18 protein-coding genes are annotated in these 16,329 nt (G+C 59.6%); 13 read left to right on the top strand and 5 right to left on the bottom strand.

The window, feature by feature from the left end; all coding sequences use genetic code 11:
- Positions 1-174: 174 nt before the first annotated feature.
- Positions 175-690: a hypothetical protein gene (locus tag QW845_RS31420; RefSeq protein ID WP_315805396.1), complete on the top strand. Its 516-nt coding sequence runs from the start codon at positions 175-177 to the stop codon at positions 688-690.
- Positions 691-1,899: 1,209 nt separating this feature from the next.
- On the opposite strand, the gene QW845_RS31415 is transcribed toward QW845_RS31420, so the two are convergent.
- On the bottom strand, positions 1,900-2,988 hold the full coding sequence (locus QW845_RS31415) for an IS110 family transposase (protein ID WP_315805395.1): 1,089 nt from the start codon (positions 2,986-2,988) through the stop codon (positions 1,900-1,902).
- 188 nt (positions 2,989-3,176) lie between these two features.
- Here QW845_RS31415 and tnpA (QW845_RS34230) point away from each other — a divergent pair, with 188 nt between their 5' ends.
- From tnpA (QW845_RS34230) to QW845_RS31360, 12 genes are all read left to right on the top strand, one after another.
- Positions 3,177-3,314 (top strand): IS66 family insertion sequence element accessory protein TnpA, encoded by a 138-nt coding sequence (gene tnpA / locus QW845_RS34230; RefSeq protein WP_409997989.1) that lies wholly within the window; start codon positions 3,177-3,179, stop codon positions 3,312-3,314.
- A 170-nt stretch (positions 3,315-3,484) separates the two neighbouring features.
- On the top strand, positions 3,485-3,688 hold the full coding sequence (locus QW845_RS31410) for a hypothetical protein (protein WP_315805394.1): 204 nt from the start codon (positions 3,485-3,487) through the stop codon (positions 3,686-3,688).
- A complete protein-coding gene (gene tnpA, locus QW845_RS31405; protein ID WP_315805441.1) occupies positions 3,685-4,170 on the top strand; it encodes an IS66-like element accessory protein TnpA in 486 nt (161 codons plus the stop codon). Before QW845_RS31410 ends, tnpA (QW845_RS31405) begins: the two co-directional genes overlap by 4 nt.
- Complete coding sequence (gene tnpB / locus QW845_RS31400) at positions 4,071-4,421, top strand: IS66 family insertion sequence element accessory protein TnpB (protein ID WP_315805393.1); 351 nt, start codon at positions 4,071-4,073, stop codon at positions 4,419-4,421. The genes tnpA (QW845_RS31405) and tnpB overlap by 100 nt, the downstream gene beginning before the upstream one ends.
- Positions 4,422-4,491: 70 nt before the next feature.
- Positions 4,492-4,809, top strand: a complete 318-nt coding sequence (locus QW845_RS31395) for a transposase (protein WP_315805392.1) — start codon at positions 4,492-4,494, stop codon at positions 4,807-4,809.
- Positions 4,810-4,881: 72 nt separating this feature from the next.
- Entirely contained in the window at positions 4,882-6,555 is a 1,674-nt protein-coding gene (locus QW845_RS31390; RefSeq protein ID WP_315805391.1) for a hypothetical protein, read from the top strand.
- A gap of 39 nt (positions 6,556-6,594) precedes the next feature.
- Positions 6,595-7,170 (top strand): hypothetical protein, encoded by a 576-nt coding sequence (locus QW845_RS31385; RefSeq protein ID WP_315805390.1) that lies wholly within the window; start codon positions 6,595-6,597, stop codon positions 7,168-7,170.
- A 224-nt stretch (positions 7,171-7,394) separates the two neighbouring features.
- The gene (locus tag QW845_RS31380; protein ID WP_315805389.1) at positions 7,395-8,231 is read left to right on the top strand and encodes an HNH endonuclease; all 837 of its coding nucleotides are present in this window, start codon (positions 7,395-7,397) and stop codon (positions 8,229-8,231) included.
- A 60-nt stretch (positions 8,232-8,291) separates the two neighbouring features.
- Positions 8,292-8,540: a hypothetical protein gene (locus tag QW845_RS31375; RefSeq protein WP_315805388.1), complete on the top strand. Its 249-nt coding sequence runs from the start codon at positions 8,292-8,294 to the stop codon at positions 8,538-8,540.
- 403 nt (positions 8,541-8,943) lie between these two features.
- Complete coding sequence (locus QW845_RS31370) at positions 8,944-9,654, top strand: hypothetical protein (protein WP_315805387.1); 711 nt, start codon at positions 8,944-8,946, stop codon at positions 9,652-9,654.
- Between the two features lie 287 nt (positions 9,655-9,941).
- Positions 9,942-11,777: an ATP-dependent nuclease gene (locus QW845_RS31365; protein ID WP_315805386.1), complete on the top strand. Its 1,836-nt coding sequence runs from the start codon at positions 9,942-9,944 to the stop codon at positions 11,775-11,777.
- Positions 11,774-13,132, top strand: a complete 1,359-nt coding sequence (locus QW845_RS31360) for an ATP-dependent helicase (protein WP_315805385.1) — start codon at positions 11,774-11,776, stop codon at positions 13,130-13,132. The genes QW845_RS31365 and QW845_RS31360 overlap by 4 nt, the downstream gene beginning before the upstream one ends.
- A gap of 219 nt (positions 13,133-13,351) precedes the next feature.
- On the opposite strand, the gene QW845_RS31355 is transcribed toward QW845_RS31360, so the two are convergent.
- The 4 genes from QW845_RS31355 to QW845_RS31340 all read right to left on the bottom strand — a co-directional run bounded on the left by QW845_RS31355 (position 13,352) and on the right by QW845_RS31340 (position 16,210).
- Positions 13,352-13,513 carry a hypothetical protein gene (locus tag QW845_RS31355; protein WP_315805384.1) on the bottom strand — a complete coding sequence of 54 codons (162 nt, stop codon included), beginning with the start codon at positions 13,511-13,513 and terminating at the stop codon, positions 13,352-13,354.
- A gap of 70 nt (positions 13,514-13,583) precedes the next feature.
- Positions 13,584-13,820, bottom strand: coding sequence for a DNA -binding domain-containing protein (locus tag QW845_RS31350; RefSeq protein WP_315805383.1), 237 nt, complete (start codon positions 13,818-13,820; stop codon positions 13,584-13,586).
- 7 nt (positions 13,821-13,827) lie between these two features.
- Complete coding sequence (locus QW845_RS31345) at positions 13,828-14,685, bottom strand: hypothetical protein (RefSeq protein ID WP_315805382.1); 858 nt, start codon at positions 14,683-14,685, stop codon at positions 13,828-13,830.
- Between the two features lie 319 nt (positions 14,686-15,004).
- Positions 15,005-16,210: a phospholipase D family protein gene (locus tag QW845_RS31340; RefSeq protein WP_315805381.1), complete on the bottom strand. Its 1,206-nt coding sequence runs from the start codon at positions 16,208-16,210 to the stop codon at positions 15,005-15,007.
- Positions 16,211-16,329: the final 119 nt, after the last annotated feature.

The raw sequence follows: 16,329 nt of genomic DNA, 5'->3' as shown, positions 1-16,329 counted from the left end.
GAGAGCGGTCGCTTCATCATGCCATCCATCGGCGGCGGATGGGGCTGTGACGATCACCCGAACGCCGCTGGGACTGGCAGCATCCGCAGCGGACTTGGCGGTCGACAGCTGTTGGTTGAGCGCTAGGAGGTGGCGACGCGATAGGCGCCAGCCGGAGCTGCGTCTCCATCGCCGGTGATCGTGACAGCCGGTTTGCTTCCCGATAATATCGAGACGCTCCGCAGGCCCGGAGGCGCTAACCGAGCCGACTGCATCCCGCTGGCGGCACAGGCCGAGGTGCACAATCTCGAAGCTGAGCTCCGCGCTCGCAGGCTGCTGATCGAGCAAATCATCCTTACAACCAGCCAAACTCAAGCACGAACGTTTGGGTCCTCGTTAGAACGTGCATCGGGGCTGGACCACCTTGAGCTCGAATTTGCCGATCTCGAGGGGCATGCGGCCGAGCATGACGGGGCCGCCAAGATGGCAGCCGAGCGGGCCGAGTCTGAGAAGACCGACGTTCCCCCGTTCGAGCGTTGGCGGCCGCCGGGGAGGCCGCAGCCCGAGCATTTGGCGCGCGAGCGCATCGTGCATCCGCCTCTGCCTTGCCCGTGCTGCAGCGGCGACAATCTGCGCAAGCTCGGCGAAGGCCTAACCGCCACGCCGACTCGGAGGAAGGCGGCCGCCGTGCCGCCACCGTCTACACACTGATCTGGACCGCCAAGCTCAGCCGCGTTGACCCGCATGCTCGGATCGCCAGCGTACTACCTATACTCGGCATACTCGCCGATCATCAAGCCAGTACGGTCGCCGGTCTACCCAGGAACTGGCAGCCGCCCAGACATCGCCACCGCCTTATTGAGCCCGTCTGCCCATCCTGAATACTCGCTCAGACTGTTTTCCTGACCGTACGCGTCTTAGGGACGTCCGCCGCAGCGCATTCTTCGACGCCTCCTCAATTGGCCAGACCAATCTCTACTACTGCGCAAACAGTCGCGAGTAATACGCGAGCCGTCCGTTGCAGGGCGTACTCGATAAGCTCGAAGACAAGTTACAGATCCAAGCATTCCGCTGTGGTCCTCCGTCATCCGCCGAATCGGACGCTCTTGGATCAGGTACCTGGCCTCTGGTTGCAACCAGAAAACGGAGGTCGATGCGACCGCTCATCGGACGGGAGTTGGCGGCTGCCAAACGGTCCGGGGAATCGGCCACGATATTCTTGCCTACGCGCAGTGCGCTGGGCATCGGCGCAGGCTTTGGGGCCTGATGACCGTACTCTGAGATATCTGCCCACGCACACTCCGCTTCGCAGTTCCAGCGCTGGGCCCGGTGCTGATCCGAGTTTTGCGCTGGAGCTCGCTACGCTACGATTGGTGCCGCAACGACGTTTGCCTTCGTTGGCAAAAGGCCCAGTGGCGGCACGCCCAACGACCGACCGGCACGGCTGAACGCAAGCCACGTCAGTGGTTTGTAGTTCAACCGGCGAGCCGCTTTTATCTTGCCGCTTTAATCGGCCGGGTGTTCTGCCTCTCTGCCACGATCTTCTTCGTCGCTTTCGCCATTGGTGCTCTCCATCTTCATCGTCAAAAGCACGCCTGCAGCGCGCTCTGATCTGCAGCTCGTTGACAGCGAGGAGTCCCAGTGCGCCGTGCAGCTTTCCGCGCTCAGCGGCGGCATGGCGCGGCTGCACGATGGCAGCAGCATAGCCGTCGCGGCGCAATTTTCCATCGGTCTGACGGAGCCGCGTCACAGGCAATTTTGCGCGATCGCGCCGTCCCTTCGGACACCGCCTCGCAGGCAAGATAGCGTGCGTTCCGTCGTCTTGGATCTGCACTGGTCCTCATCCGCTGACAGCGGAACTCCATCACTTCGCGCGTCGTCCGCGACGCCTGTTCGTTGCTGCCGGGCTGTTGCTATTGTTCATGCCAGCGCTCCCAGCAGCCTGCGGTCCTTGCGCTTGGCATGCGCGGCCGCGTCGGCGGCGCTGACGGCCTGATCGCCGCAATACGCCGTGCCGTCGCACCACATCGCGTGCATGATCACCGCGAGTTTGCGCGCCACCGCGACCACCGCCTTGCGGTGTCCAGACCGCTTGGCAACCGCCAGTCCCCAGGTCTTCACCTTGTCGCGACGCTTGAAGCGCGTCAGCAGCGCGCTCGCTGCCTCGTAGAGCGTGCGCCGCACATCGGCGTCGCCCGCCTTGCTGATCGGCCCCTGCACATCGATCGAGGTGCCCGACTGCCAGCGCCGCGACGTCAGGCCCAAATACGCCGCGACATCGCGTGACCGCCGAAAGCGCGACGGATCGTCGATCGCCGTCATGAAGCTCAGCGCGGCGATCGGCCCGACGCCTGGAATCTGCATGAAGCGCCGGCACAGCTCGTGTCCGGCGACCAGCTTGACGACCAGGCCGTGCAGCCGACAGTACTCCTTCCACAGCGCCGCACGGGCGTTGAGCATGGCATCGATCGGCTCGCTGATCAGCGCGTCGCCGGCCACCGCGTCGCGCACGGCCTGCGCAAAGGCGCCGCGGCCGACGCGGTTGAGCCGGATCCCGAACGCCTTCAAGGAGTGCCGGATCGCGTTCTCGAGATCGAGGAATTTGCGCTTGAGATTGCGTCGATGCGTCAGCAGCAGGCGCAGCCGGTAGCACGGCGCGGTCTTGATGTGCGCGCGCCGGAACCAGCCGGTGCGCATGATGTGCGCGATCCCGAGCGCGTCCGCACGGTCGGTCTTGTTGCGCTGCGCATGCAGCGCGGCGCGCACGTGCTGGGTCTCCAGACAGATCGCCGGCAGGCCGAGACGGAGCAATTCGGGATGCAGCCACGGCGACAGCGCGCCAGCCTCGTGGCCGAGCCGCCGCAGCCGGCCGACATACGGCGACAGTGCGCCCTTGATCGCGTCCGGGTCGGTCATCACCGCGACCTCCAGTAGCACGCCACCCTTGTCGTCGACTACGCAAATCGCGGTCTGATTCATACCGACATCCAGTCCGCAGAAGAACTTCATGACGCGCCTCCTGTGTTGGTGAGAGCGCTCATTCTGCATGGCCGCCGCTGCCGCGTCAGCAGCAGGACAGTCAGGCCGATTATGGACGGCACGGAAACGTCGTCCCGTAAGCGTCCGGTCTCTGCACGCCTTCCCCCTCGTGTGTCGTCGTTCCATTTCGAGTTCTCTGCTGCTGTGGAGAATCTCCGGTGGGGTCCAAACATTTCGAGAACAAGGCGCGGCGCGAATGGTGGTTGCTGCACATCGAGCCGTGGCGTCGAAGCGGTCTCGGGATCCGCAAATACTGCCAACAACAACGTCTGACCGAGAACACTCTGCGGCGTTAGCTGAAGCGGCTGGCCGGCAACGAGACTGCGCTTAAGCTCGAGAAATGTCAGACGGAATTGCGCCGCGAGCGCGTTCGGGACGAGCGAGAAAAGGCGCTCCGAAAGCAGAAGCAGCGCAGGTCAGCGTCACCTCGGATGTGCGCAATCGGGCGTCTCAGGCGTTCTGGGCAATGCATGACGAGCCGCTGAACTGGAGCGGAATGGAGCTCCGCGCCTATGCCGCTCTGATACAGCTGTCGCCGCATTCGCTGCGCAAATGGCGCGACCGACTGGCCTCCGGGGAGGTCACGATCGACTGGCGCGCCCATCTTCACCCCTCCGCCCGTCCGGCCGTTAGCACTAGTGCCAGGAACTCACAGCCCGAACGCCGCTGACAGCCGCCGAAGTTGGCGATCCGGCGCCGCCGTCAGCACCGGTTCGGCGCTTCTTCAGCGACGAGGAAAAGCTCGCGATCGCCAAGGAAACCGAGCTACCAGGCGCCAAAGTCTCTGCCGTCGCGCGCAAGCACGGCATCGTCACCGGGCTTCTGTTCCGCTGGCGCGCGCAGTTCGGCATCGCGCAAAGGAAGCGCTCCAAGCTCGCCCGTGTCGTGTTGCCCGACGACATGCCCACCGCGCGCGCCCTGCGCGATCTCGTGCGTCCACCGGAGGGCATGGTGGCCGTCGACCTCGTCGATGGACGGCGTATCTTAGCTCCCGCCAGCAGCGATCCGGACGCCGTGCGAGCGCAGATCGAGAGCAAGGAGGCCGCACAACGATGTTCGTTCCTGCAGGCGTGGAAGTGCACCTGGTGCTCGGCTACACCGACATCCGCAAAGGCATGGACGGGCTCGCAATACTGGTCCAGGACACGCTGAAGAAGGATCCGTTCTCCGGTCATCTGTTTGCCTTCCGCGGCAAGAAGGCATCGATCCTGAAGGTCCTGTTCTGGGACGGAAACGGCCTTTGTCTGTTCACCAAACGCATCGACCAGGGCGGCTTGGTGTGGCCGGTGATGGCGGGCTATGACGGCTCGATCGCACTCACACCAGCCCAACTCGCGATGCTGATCGAAGGCATCGACCGGCGTGCGCCAGAGCGTGTCTGGAAGCCTGCGACTGCAGGATGATCTGCAAAAGCCAGTGCTGAACTGAGTTGCGATTCTTCTACGAATCAGCGTGTTCGAGTACCCATCGGACATGCAGCTCGATATCGCCAATCTCCCCTCCGTTACTGACCTTCTGCAGCGCTTGGTGCGCGACATTGCCGCTGCGGTCGACCATCGCGACACCGAGATCGAGCGGCTCAAGTCCATCATCAAACAGCTGCAGCGAATGCAGTTCGGACGCAGCTCCGAGCCTATCGATCCCGATCAGCTTGCACTCGGCCTTGAGGACCTCGACAGCGACATTGGACGCGTCGAGGAAGCGCAACCAAAGCTCGCCCCGGAAACCAAAGCGCCATCGAGCCCGTTCCGGCATCGCCGGACGCGCCAGAACAATTTTTGCGTGTATTGAGTCCGCTTGGTGCTAGGGTAGGAGGATATCCGATTTCAGGTCGTTTAACACGAACGCCAGGCTGGGCATGCAGTGACACTCGACGGCTTTCTCACTTTTCTCACGCTCATCATTGCCGCCTATGCGATCTTATCAAGTGTGGATCGCCTTCGCCTGCGTTTGCGCATGGTGGCGCCGCTGGTAATTTCCGCTATCGGATTTTGTCTTGTTGTCTATTTCGAATTCTTTTCGCTTCTGGCGTTGCCGTGCCCCGAAGCAATCGGCAGAGCTTGCCGCTATCTGACAATCTCAAGCGAAAGCCGGATCAATGCCGGGCAGGCAGCCTTCGTAGTCGTCATCTGCTGGCTTGCTCTCGCCTGGCTGGCTCTTTCGAGAATAAGGCTTTCGGCACGTGCTCTGCCGGCCCTCTCCAATTTGGCATCCGAGCTCGCTTACGAAGGTCGGTATGCGGAACTTACCAAGCTCTTGGAACCTCATATTGAGCTGCTGGATCGAGCCGCTACCCGCAAGCTCGCACTCCCAGCCCTTCGTGAGCGCGTGCTCGAACTCGATCCAGAAAATCTTCCGATGCATAAGCACGTTGAAAGGCTGGCGGCTGGCATCCCGGAATTCTCCAAACGGCCGATTTGGTATCGTGCGACGGCACTAACGGCAGCGCGGCTCGCCAAGCTAATGCCGGCTGGTCGCCGCGCAGAAGATGCAGCCAACGAGGTCTTCCGCCTCCTGCTGCAAACACATGAACTGATCTCTTTCATCGCCTTGTCCCGACCTAACTTCGGCATCCGGCTTCTTTCATGCTCGGTACATGGCGTCCAGGAATTCTGCGACGAATATTTGCGGGTGATGATCTCGAATAGCCGAAGCATTCTGTATGCCGAAATCAAGCAGAACCAGAATATCTCATCCAAGGAAGGCTACTGGTTTCCGGAGCAAAATCGCCTTCTCCATTTTCTGTTCGGTGATGCCAAAACCGCCGAACGTCTAGGCGTATGGAAGCCCATAGGTGACTATCTAATCTCTGCCCTTCGTCCTGGGAACGATCCGGCTTACGTGCAATTCTTGAATGACGCAGCCGACGGTTTCGAAGACGAGAAATGGGCCGATAGAACCTTCGTTACCATCCGGTTTTTCGACCTCATGGTCACGGCCGCGCAGTATCAAGGCATTCGGTGGCACATGTGGCTTTACTACTTTCCGCATTTCATCGAGGAGCTTCTCAGGATCTATGATGCGTCGGGAGAGAATATCGATCTCACCGATGAGTGGCCGACGCGAGCAGCGTACCTCATTTACCAACTCTTCAGCGCGCTGACCAGATGGATTGAGAACATAAAAGATGTTCCGAGAGACTCGCCGCATCTGGCGCTGAATGACAATCTGGCCCATCAGAATGGCAATATCCCGAAATCCGCAATTCTTGCGCTGGCATCCTGCTTGGAATCCCTGCTCACAGCGGAATCTGTTGACGATCGTTTCAAGAAGCGCATCCACGGCATGGTCATGCATACATTACGTGAACTGAGCCAGGGGACGATCGGAGAGCAGCATCGCGCGGGCCGTTGCCGGGTGATCCTAATCAAGGCGATCATTCAAGGCGGTGGCGATTTGCATACGCCCCCGGAGGGATATAGCGAAACACTGAAACGTCTGTGGCGTGAAACGGATCATGTCGTCAGGGATGACATTAGCGGCTATGCGAGGAGGCTCTTTCCTGCCGCCTCTGAGCCGAGGGACTCGGCAAATTGACGATAGCTGCAACCGGATTCGGAGGTATCGCACCCACAGATGAAGCTGGCACCTGACTTCCTTCATGCTCTCGAAGCCACGGCGGATCGGTCAGCCGATCCGGTACGAATGATTTGGCCGATGCAGGGCAACCCGGTAGCATGGGTGTCGTTTTACACCCTTGCCGAATGGCACGACTTTGTCGAGCGGCTCAGCCTCACGCGTCCCGTGCCAGAAATTGTTGCGGCGAAATTTGAGCGTGCCCAAAAATTGCATTTGTTGGCCTGGCTTGATTTCGACCTGATCAAGGCTGGCGAGCTCGTCGCCTTAACTGCCCTTGAACTGGCGCTTACCGACAAGTACGGGCACAAGGTGCGGGACAAAAAGGGAAGAATTTATTTCCACCGGCTGCTGGCATACTTGCCGAAGCATGACGGGCTGACCGACGAAAAGATACCGATGGTCAAAAGATGCGGTGGCTCCGCAACAGGTATGCTCAACGGCAAGACTCGTCCGGGGCTCGCTGAAATTCGGAATCAACTGGCCCATGGCTATCCTTTTGACGGTTTCCCCTACGCCGGACTACTCGAATTGGTGCGTGACCTGATCGAGTACGCGTATAGAAATTGGGCGTGACGAGAGAATTTCGGCTTGTGTCAGGGATGGAAGCCCGAGTGCAGAGACGCCTGCGGCTCCGTTCTCGATAGCTTACCCGTGCAACGTGCGGAGACGCCCCAGGTCCAGATAATTGGGCGCTTTTGACAGCAAACCGCGAACGCGCAAGAAAAATTTCCCTGAACATTGCGGGGGCCTCGATGTCTGTCCTAGATGAACTAAAGCCGACCCGGAAGCGTCTGGTGATGGACTTGCTCAACGAGGCTGGGTTCGAGATCGGTCCGTGGAAGAACTACAAGGGCAACCGTCCCGCCGCGAATCCCAAATATTGCTACAACTGGTCGTTTGAACAACCTGGCGAAGCGGTTGCGGTCTGCCTTTGGCATCGAAGCCTGAAGCAGGGCAAGGGCGGCGTCTCGTTCCGTCGAAAGCCACGAGGGTTTGCTGCGCTCCGCAAAGGGCCCGGCGCAAACGTATGGAATAGACGCGACGCCGATTTCGGCAAGAACCTTGAGCTTGCCTACCGCCAGCAACTTCCCATCCGGGTGATCGTCGTCGACGGCGAACAACGCAATCCGGCCGATCTCAAGCCAAAGGCATCGATTGTAAAGGCCCGACTGCTCGACCCGGTCGGGTGGGCCGTGACCGAGTACGATTATGCAACGGGAGAATGCCTGCTTGAGCGGGGAAAGACACCGGTCCTGCCGGCAGTCGATTCATCCGATCTTGAACTGGCCTGGTTCGAAGGCGAAAAATCGAAGCGGGCGTTCATCTACCACCGACGCCGCGAGGCAAAGGCGCGGCGGGAGAAGATTCAGGAAGCGTTGCGCGCCAATGGAGGAAAGCTCATCTGCGAAGTGCAGAACTGCGGCTTCGACTTTGCCGAGCGTTACGGCACATTGGGGGAAGGCTACGCGCAGGTGCATCACCTGCTTCCCCTCAGCAAGTCGCCGAAGAATGGGCGGGAAACCAAGCTGAAGGATCTGGCAATCGTATGTGCGAATTGCCACGTCATGATCCATGCGGGTGGGAAGTGCCGTGCGCTTGACGGGTTAATAGCGGCTTCGAAAGGCAGGGAGTAGGCATGCTTATTTTAGGCTCGTTGTGTGCGCAATACCCCCGTGTCTCCGGTGTGCAATGCGGTGGACGACCGCGCCGAACAACAGTCGAGGTCGCAATTGTCGAAACCTAAACCCGGAAAAAGAGCGCCGCGCGCCGCTTCCGTGCCGTCGGCAGTGGAACCGCTGATTGAGAAGATCGTCGAGGAATGCGTTCGGGTACAGCATTTTATTTTTTCCGAAAGAATGGCTGAGCATAAGCTTGGCGGTCCCTTTCCTCCGGCGATCCCTGTCGCGTCCGGCCAGATCGATATGAGTGATGAAGCGTTCTAGGCGAACGGCGAGCTTGGTAACCGGTATCAACGGGAATCGTCAGCGCTTTAGGCAAAGGTGTCCAAAGACACCTACGCCAAGGCGGCCCTTCATGCCGTCGGTGACAGCATCTCGGGCATACGCAATCGTGAGGACGCGAACGACGACAATTGGGTCACGCTCATCACAGACCTGTTCAAGGAGAAACTCGACGCGAGAGTATCCGGCATCTTGCGAGATCGGATCGAGATCGTGCCGTGCCACATCTTTGATGACGATCAGGTTGTGTCAACTTTCCGTATCGGGCCGGTGACATCTCATCCCTGTCCCCGCGTGGCTCAAATCACTGGATCCAAAGTTTGTGAGGACGGACCTGATCGAGGACGTGTGGGCAAATCGACTCTCAGTGGACAAGCTTCGAGAGATGGCGTTCACCGCTGGTTCGGACGCTCCCACGCAAGGGCCCTACTTATCGTTGCGACGATCGGGTCTCATTGCCGAGCAAGCCTACGACTTCATACTGTTCATGGCGAACACGCGGCTTCGCCCGGATGAAGCGTTCAATCTTCAGCACCGCGACGTGACGATTGTCACCGACGACGCCAACGGCAGTCAGATTCTGGAAATCGAAGTGCGCGGCAAGCGCGGCGTCGGCCACTGCAAGAGCATGCCCGGCGCTGTGCGCGTTTATCAGCGCTTACTGAAGTGCCCGAAACCCATTCAAGGCGAGACACGCCGGCAACGGCAACAGCGGCGCAAGGAAGGGGGAGAGTCACCGCCGCCGCTAACGGTCGAATACCCCAAACCGACTGACCTGCTTTTTCCTGGCAATCATATCAAGCTGCTTAACAATCTCTTAGATCGTATCGGCCTCAAGCTCGACCGTGATGGAAAACCAAGGACAGCCTACAGCCTTCGTCACACCTACATCTGTATGCGATTGATGGAGGGGGCAGATATTTATCAAATCGCCAAGAACTGCCGCACCAGCGTTGAAATGATCGAAAAGAACTACGCAATCCATCTCAAGAACACGTTGGATGCGTCCGTGATCAACGTCCTAAAACCGAAAGCCAAAATCAAAAAGAAGGAACTCGCGACCACCAGTCGCGCCGATTCTCATGATGACCTTTGAAATCCCGAACCGCTTGCCGGTGAGGTAGGCGCGCCCCTTGCGGCCAGCGCCTCCTGGGGCTTGGCCCTTCTTCTTCGGCCTTAGGCCATTACCTATCCCGAAAGTAAATTTTCGCCCGCCGGGCACAAACACAACCAGTCATTGAAAAACCTCCCCGTTGCCTTCAGAATGTCAGTCGAAGGGTGCGCCAGACCTAAAATCCGTTGGGGGTAAACCCGTGCCGGTTCAGTTCTGGCCGCCCGCACCATAACGTCTCGAATTACTTCTGCGTTCAAACACGGCTATCTATGCACATTGCCCGCCTAAAAATCTCCGGCTTCCGGGGCGTTCGTTCGGCGGACATCGCGCTGGGCCGCCACGCCGTACTGGTCGGGCCAAACAACAGCGGCAAGACCACCATCATCGAGGCGCTGGCATTGTTGTTCGGGCGCGACCGTCTGGTGCGCCGGCTTACAGAGCATGATTTTCACGGCAGTTCGCCGGATGAGGCCGTGCGTATCCTGTGTATCGCGACCGTGACGGGATTCACGCTCAACGACCCGCATCACCATTCCTCTTGGTTCAGCCCTGAACGCGGCGTTGAGAAATGGTTCGATCCCAACGCCAAGACCCTGAGCGCTGCGCCGGACGCTCAGCATACCGGCCTGGCCGTGCAGATCGGCTTCGCCGCGCGGTTCGATCTGGACGAACTGGAAGCCGAAACGATCCGCTTCTTCGTGGACGACGAGGCCACACTGGGCGATCCGTTCGCGGAAGACGCGCACCTGCGCACCATCCACGCCAAGGTGCTTCAAGAGTTGGGCTTCTTTCTGGTCCCGGCGTCGCGCACATGGGACCGCTGGATTTCCTTTTCGTCGGAGTTGTTCCGCCGCGTGGTGGCGACACGCGGGGACATGCCCGCGCAGGCCGTGCGCGCCGAGCGTCAGCGCCTCTGGACTCCGCCCGAAGGCACCCGTCTTGAAGACCAGCCGGGGCTGTCTGAGATCGTCGGCGCGGCCAATGACGAGTTGCGCGCGCTCATGGCAAGTGCGCCCAAACTCCAGTTGCGCCTGACTTCGACCGATAGCGATTCCGTTCTAGAAAGCGTGGTGCCGCACTTCGTTCAAGGTACGGGGCCAACCCTTCCCTCGCAGCGGCAGGGCACGGGCCTTGTCTCGCTGCAAAGCCTTTTGTTGCTCATGCAGTTCGGCAAGGCGCGTGCGGAAACGGGCCAGTCCTTCGTACTGGCCGTCGAGGAACCCGAACTGCACATCCAGCCTTCGCAGCAGAAGCGGCTGGTCAACCGCCTCAATGCGCTGTGCAACCAGACCATCGTGACCACGCATTCGCCTATCGTCGCCGCGATGTTTCCCGCGCCCGATACGCTGTTTATCGAAACGCGCGGGGGAGTCCTGAACGCCAAGCCACTCATGGACCCCATGCCCGCGCAGCCGACCAACCACCAGCAGCACTTGCTCTTTGCATGGCGGCAGAAGCTCGTGGCCGCGCTCATGCACGAATGCGTCCTGATCCCGGAAGGCGTTTCAGACGTGGCATGGCTTGAGGCGCTGCAAACCGCACTTGAACTGCATCAGGGTTGGCAGAACGCTGAAAACGGGGCACCGCTTTTCTCTACCTTCGTTGGCGTCGTGCCGACCATCGACGCCAAGATTGCCGACACATTCGCGCTAGTCAGTGCCGTTCACGCACGGCCCTGCATCCTCGTGGACGGGGACAATGATGGGCGCGGCTACTTCGATCTGGTGAAGACCAGCAATCCGCCGCCGCGCTCTGTCGTGTTCTGGCCGCAAGGCTGGGCGATGGAGCATGTGGTTTCTTGGATTGCAGGCGCGGACGAAGCCGCGATGCTTGCCGCGTTGGGAACCGCCCTCGGTCAGGCATTTGCCAACGTGCAGGCGCTCGCCGCACATTTGCTCACGCAGAAATCCTACGCGCCGACCCATGAGAGCGCCGCCATCACGCTTATGGCCAGTGCGGCTTGCCGGACCCGAGCCGCGCAGTTGCTCAATGCGATGTGCGCCGTACTGCGCGATCCTGCGAACGCCAACACGCCGCTTTTCACGCGCGTCGCGGCGGACTCGACCGCCGATATGCACGTCTTCCATTTTATGCCGCCGCCATGACATTCGATTTTTTCGAGGGCGCGGCCGGCACGGGAAAGACCCACAATCTCGTGGGCCGCGCGGGCGAGATCGTTCAAGATGGGATTTTGGGCGAAGGGCACAAGCTCTTGGCGCTTACCTTCATGAACGGTGCGCGCCGCCGTCTGGATGCTCGCCTTGGCGAGAACCCGGCGTTCCGCAGGCGTTTCGATTGCCAGACCTTCGATGTGTTCGCCAGGACTGTGGCCGCACGGCGCAGGAGCCTGATTACCCCCGCGATGCAGGCGCAGGCCGACGCATTGAGCGAATTTGACGGGCCGTGCGCTCTGGCGGCGGGTCTTCTGGAAAACGAAGCTGTTCAAAAATGGGTGGCCCGAAGTTTTCCGTTGATCTTGGTGGATGAAGCGCAAGACCTCGACGAACACCGGATGCGCGTCCTTCAGGGGCTTTCGCCGTCCTGCCGGATCGTCGCGGCGGCGGATGCCTTTCAGTGTCTTCACAACGGTCGCGACACCGCTCCCCTGATGGGCTGGCTTGAAGGCGCGGGCCAGACGCACCGTCTCACGCAGGTTCGGCGCACAACTCAACAGGGGCTCCTCGCCGCCGCGTTGGCCGTGCGCCAAGGGAAGGATGTAAAATCCGTTCTCACCGCCAGAACCGCGCAGAACAGGACGGCATGGAACGGCCCGGGTTTCCGGCTTCAAGATGCGGTCGCAACGCAGAGGAATACGGGACTCCTTGCGTGGACGATTGCCAACGACATCTCGCAGCGCCAAGGCCCGGTCGTTATTCTCACGCCCGACGCAGGCAATGCGATTATCCGCGCCGCGCTTGCCACCGTGCAGACGAGACAGTGGACGCGCGACAACGGTGCGACGTTCGGGCCGTACCCGCTTACGTGGGACCGCCACGACAACGAAGAAGCCGATGCCTTGCTGGCCGATATCGCATTGCCGGAAACGGCGTCCTGCACCGACCTTCGCACGCTCCTAACGCCTTTGGCCGGACACGCGCCTATCGCGCATGTTCTTAGCCGCATCGACCGCTTGCGCCGGGTGCACGGGCAAGCGGCTTTCACCGCCGGGCAAGTTAAAGAGTTCTTGCGGGAGTCCGTGCGCAACCGTTCGCGTCTGGGCTTCCGGCGGCAACGCGGCCACCTAGCCATGACGATACAGCGCGCCAAGAACCGCGAGTTTCCGAATGTCATCGTTCTTTGGCCGCATACCGCGACAGGTAGTGTGGAGCATCTACGCAGGTTGCTCTACAACGGCATCACACGCGCGCAGAGCCATTGCACCGTCATCGTGCTGGGGCAAAACCGATTGAACGCGCCACCTTTTGCACCTCCTGCTGTCGTGCAAGACCGGTCTGTCTAGCAGAATAGGACAGTTTGTCAGAACACAGCTCGCATTGCGGAAGTGGCGGAATAAATAATGATCTCAATCCGATGCCCATCTGTGCTCCACACGGCCCGAGAACTACCGAGCGGATTGTGCCCATTATGGATAGAGCCAGATGATCGGTTCGCGCAAATCATCAAAGCACCCAAAGAGCTGATCATAACCGCCCAGCTAAGGCAGGAGATTAAGATATACCTAGTTCCGGGCACCGAGGGCGATCACCAGTTGCTCGGGCTGATCACGTGCTTCTTCGATGACCACGACGAGCCGCTCTGCATTACGTCCCCCCTGTTTGAAGGCGACGCAATGCTTGAAGATGTGAGCCGACTTCTCTGCCAGAAGGAGTTTGACGTCCATATGTTTGATGGAAACGACCGGGAACTCTTCGCTGCTCGGGCATGTGTTCAAGACGCTGAACGACTTCGAACTACATTTGAGCGTAACCCCATTTCAGATGGCTCTCGAACGCCCGTTCTGCGCGGCCCGGGTAGCGCTCGGGATCTATGTGCAGGACGATCCGGGCGACTTCACGCCAGTCGGCACCTTCGTTGTCCGCGTCGAGCAGGCGCAGATAGGTCACGAGGTGTTCTTCGTCGTAAGGCGTGAGTTCCGGAATCGTAGGTGCGGTGTCTGCAAAGTCCGGATCAAGCGGCGGCTTTGGCATGATGCGTCTATTTGCTCTTCGACGGCGGCTTCGGTTTCACTGCGATATTGATATGGCGGTATGTGATGTCGTCGCGCACGATATCATCCGGTATTTCCAACTGCTCTTCGGACACAACGACAGCATATCGGTAATGGGTCAACTCATTCCCGGCGAGAACCCCTTTTCCATATCGATGTGCCTGGTCACGCGCCTCTTCGAACTTTCCCTCGGCCTGCTTCTTCGACGTCACCTTCTTCCATTCTGTCAGAACGAGACCGTTGGCGAAACCTTGCTCGCGCTCAAATCTCGCGGATGCTTCCTGATAGACGAGATCGGTTCGCTCCCCTTCGGCGGTCACCTTAAAGGCCCAAATGCCATGCGAAAGCAGGTGGACAGCACCAAGCTTTTCGCACGCGGTCTCGCCAGCCGAAAACGCTTCTTGCCATTTTTCACGAAAGGCCTCATCGACGACGATCGATCTCTGCAAATGCGCGAAGGCCAGTTCCGATCGCGAGCGTATCGCCTGCTCGATATCGGCCAGAAGATAGGATAGCTCGGTTTCGAACGCGCCAAGCGCGACCAATCCTGCCCATACTAACTCCTCGCGGGTGTCGGGCGTGCCGTCGGCTTTCCGAAACAGCGGGGACGCTTGTTTCACGAATTCATCGATCCGATCAACCGCAACCGTTGGCAGCGATTGACGAAAACGATCCCGGAAGCCAGACACTTCGGCTATAATGCGTTCGCCCTGTTCGCGAATGCGTTGTGTTCTGCCAAACGAATCACTCGACCGGACGGCAAGAAATCGCGAATGCAATTCGGCAGCCTGCATCAGGCCACGAATGCGGCTTGCAACGATTGTCCATTGATAGCCGTAATTCATGATGTCCAGTCACTCAGGCAGCGAGTGCGGAGACGCTAGGCAGAACCATATATTCCGTCAAGCAATGCCGGGTCTCGGCGATTGGGTAAAGCTTGTTTCCGATCCCTCTGAAGCGCAAAAACTGCCGCAGTAGGTTCTTGGCACGGTTATGCACTTTTCGTTCGATCCCGATTTGATCGCCGAGGCCCGTCAACTCATTCTTCACGGGCGGTGCGGCCAAACTTGTTAGACTTTCGAAGTGATTCAGCTGCCGATCGCTATTCTAAAATCCCGTTGGCCGCGGCTTCTAGACGGTCGGTGGCGCGTTACTGAGGTTAGCCTACCGAGTCCTCGGCTTTGGTGTGTAGTAGAGTGAATCCAGAAACGCCGCGCGCCCGTCCCAAATTGCCCTGGCCCGCGCGACCGCCGGACGTGGCGACATCCACCATTCAGAAATGAGAATCCGTTCGATGACGGAGTCCCAATAACGCTGATAGTCGTGATGGCCGAGTTTGATGCCGAACGCCTTGCACAGGCCGTCGCGGTTCTCCGAATCAAGGCATACGAAGTAGTCCGGGCGCTTCATCGCCAACAGCCTGGTCGCCGTTGCCAGACCGTGACGCCGATTTCCCGGATATGCGCCCAAATACGCATCAATAAATTGGAGATAGTCATCTCGGCGCACTTCGCCTCGCATTGGAATTGCGTCAAGCGCATGCGACAGATCCGGGCTATTCGCGTTTACGAGGTTCTTGAAAACGCCCGCGCCGAACATAGAGCCGAACCAGCCCCAAGGTATAGCTCCGTCCGGCGCAAACCCGGCAATTCCCTGACGTTCGGCCTTGGACATGTGGGACAGCGAGCCCTTTGTCTCGAACAACCGGCGCGCCTCCTCAAGGACGGCAATCCGCTTATCGATGCCATGGTGCTCGTCTGCGAGCACGCGCTGATAGTAGGCGTGCCATGGCGTCTTTAGCAGCGGAGTGCGGAGCGGCGGCCTCCCGCCGCTCTTGTCGCCGAAGTCGCCCGCCATGCCTTTGCGGCGTTGGTGGAAAAGCTTCCACAGCGAGCGATACTGTTCGAGTTCATCGGGTTCGAAAGACTCGGCCGACTTCCAATAGCGAGCCAGCGCCTTGTCCAGACCCTTCTTTGTGGCCCCGGATGGATCGTCGCTCGCATCGAAAAGAAGGCAAGCCTCCACGTTCGTGCTGAAAGCGGCAGCGGTAAAGTTGGCACTTCCAATGATACACGACCAGTCCGCCGCCGAAGTCTCGAAAAGATAGAACTTGGGATGAAACAGCTCCGAACTATCTTTGAAGAATTTCACCCTATCATCGCTTAGAAAATGCTCAATGAACGATGGGTGCGTCTGATAGAAATGTATGCCGACGATCCCCTGCTGTATTTTTCGCTTGTGCTTGAGCAGTCGGTCATGTCCCGGAAAATTATGAGATGCCCATGCGACCGCGAACGACAATTTCTTGTGCCGGTCGATTAGCCGCTCAAAGGTCGTTTCTAGGGATGCGGACGTGGTGAGAAGGCGCATTGCTCAATTTGCGAGGGAATGGAGGGCGGGTCAACTATTTGCGGGCGCGTCCGGCTCTGCCGGACCGGGCTCGCGTGAACGGAGCGGCAACGGCGTCTCGGCCCTGCAGGCTTTGATCC

This window comes from Bradyrhizobium sp. SZCCHNS3002, assembly GCF_032377435.1.
In the GTDB taxonomy this organism is placed as follows: domain Bacteria; phylum Pseudomonadota; class Alphaproteobacteria; order Rhizobiales; family Xanthobacteraceae; genus Bradyrhizobium.
This window is presented reverse-complemented; position numbering and strand designations above follow the sequence as displayed.

Bases quoted from the DNA above. Each gene is read 5' to 3' on its own strand.
- QW845_RS31415 (WP_315805395.1), bottom strand. From the start codon at position 2,988: ATGAAGTTCTTCTGCGGACTGGATGTCGGTATGAATCAGACCGCGATT.
- QW845_RS31410 (WP_315805394.1), top strand. From the start codon at position 3,485: ATGCATGACGAGCCGCTGAACTGGAGCGGAATGGAGCTCCGCGCCTAT.
- tnpB (WP_315805393.1), top strand. From the start codon at position 4,071: ATGTTCGTTCCTGCAGGCGTGGAAGTGCACCTGGTGCTCGGCTACACC.
- QW845_RS31395 (WP_315805392.1), top strand. From the start codon at position 4,492: ATGCAGCTCGATATCGCCAATCTCCCCTCCGTTACTGACCTTCTGCAG.
- QW845_RS31385 (WP_315805390.1), top strand. From the start codon at position 6,595: ATGAAGCTGGCACCTGACTTCCTTCATGCTCTCGAAGCCACGGCGGAT.
- QW845_RS31380 (WP_315805389.1), top strand. From the start codon at position 7,395: ATGGACTTGCTCAACGAGGCTGGGTTCGAGATCGGTCCGTGGAAGAAC.
- QW845_RS31370 (WP_315805387.1), top strand. From the start codon at position 8,944: ATGGCGTTCACCGCTGGTTCGGACGCTCCCACGCAAGGGCCCTACTTA.
- QW845_RS31365 (WP_315805386.1), top strand. From the start codon at position 9,942: ATGCACATTGCCCGCCTAAAAATCTCCGGCTTCCGGGGCGTTCGTTCG.
- QW845_RS31360 (WP_315805385.1), top strand. From the start codon at position 11,774: ATGACATTCGATTTTTTCGAGGGCGCGGCCGGCACGGGAAAGACCCAC.
- QW845_RS31355 (WP_315805384.1), bottom strand. From the start codon at position 13,513: ATGGACGTCAAACTCCTTCTGGCAGAGAAGTCGGCTCACATCTTCAAG.
- QW845_RS31350 (WP_315805383.1), bottom strand. From the start codon at position 13,820: ATGCCAAAGCCGCCGCTTGATCCGGACTTTGCAGACACCGCACCTACG.
- QW845_RS31345 (WP_315805382.1), bottom strand. From the start codon at position 14,685: ATGAATTACGGCTATCAATGGACAATCGTTGCAAGCCGCATTCGTGGC.
- QW845_RS31340 (WP_315805381.1), bottom strand. From the start codon at position 16,210: ATGCGCCTTCTCACCACGTCCGCATCCCTAGAAACGACCTTTGAGCGG.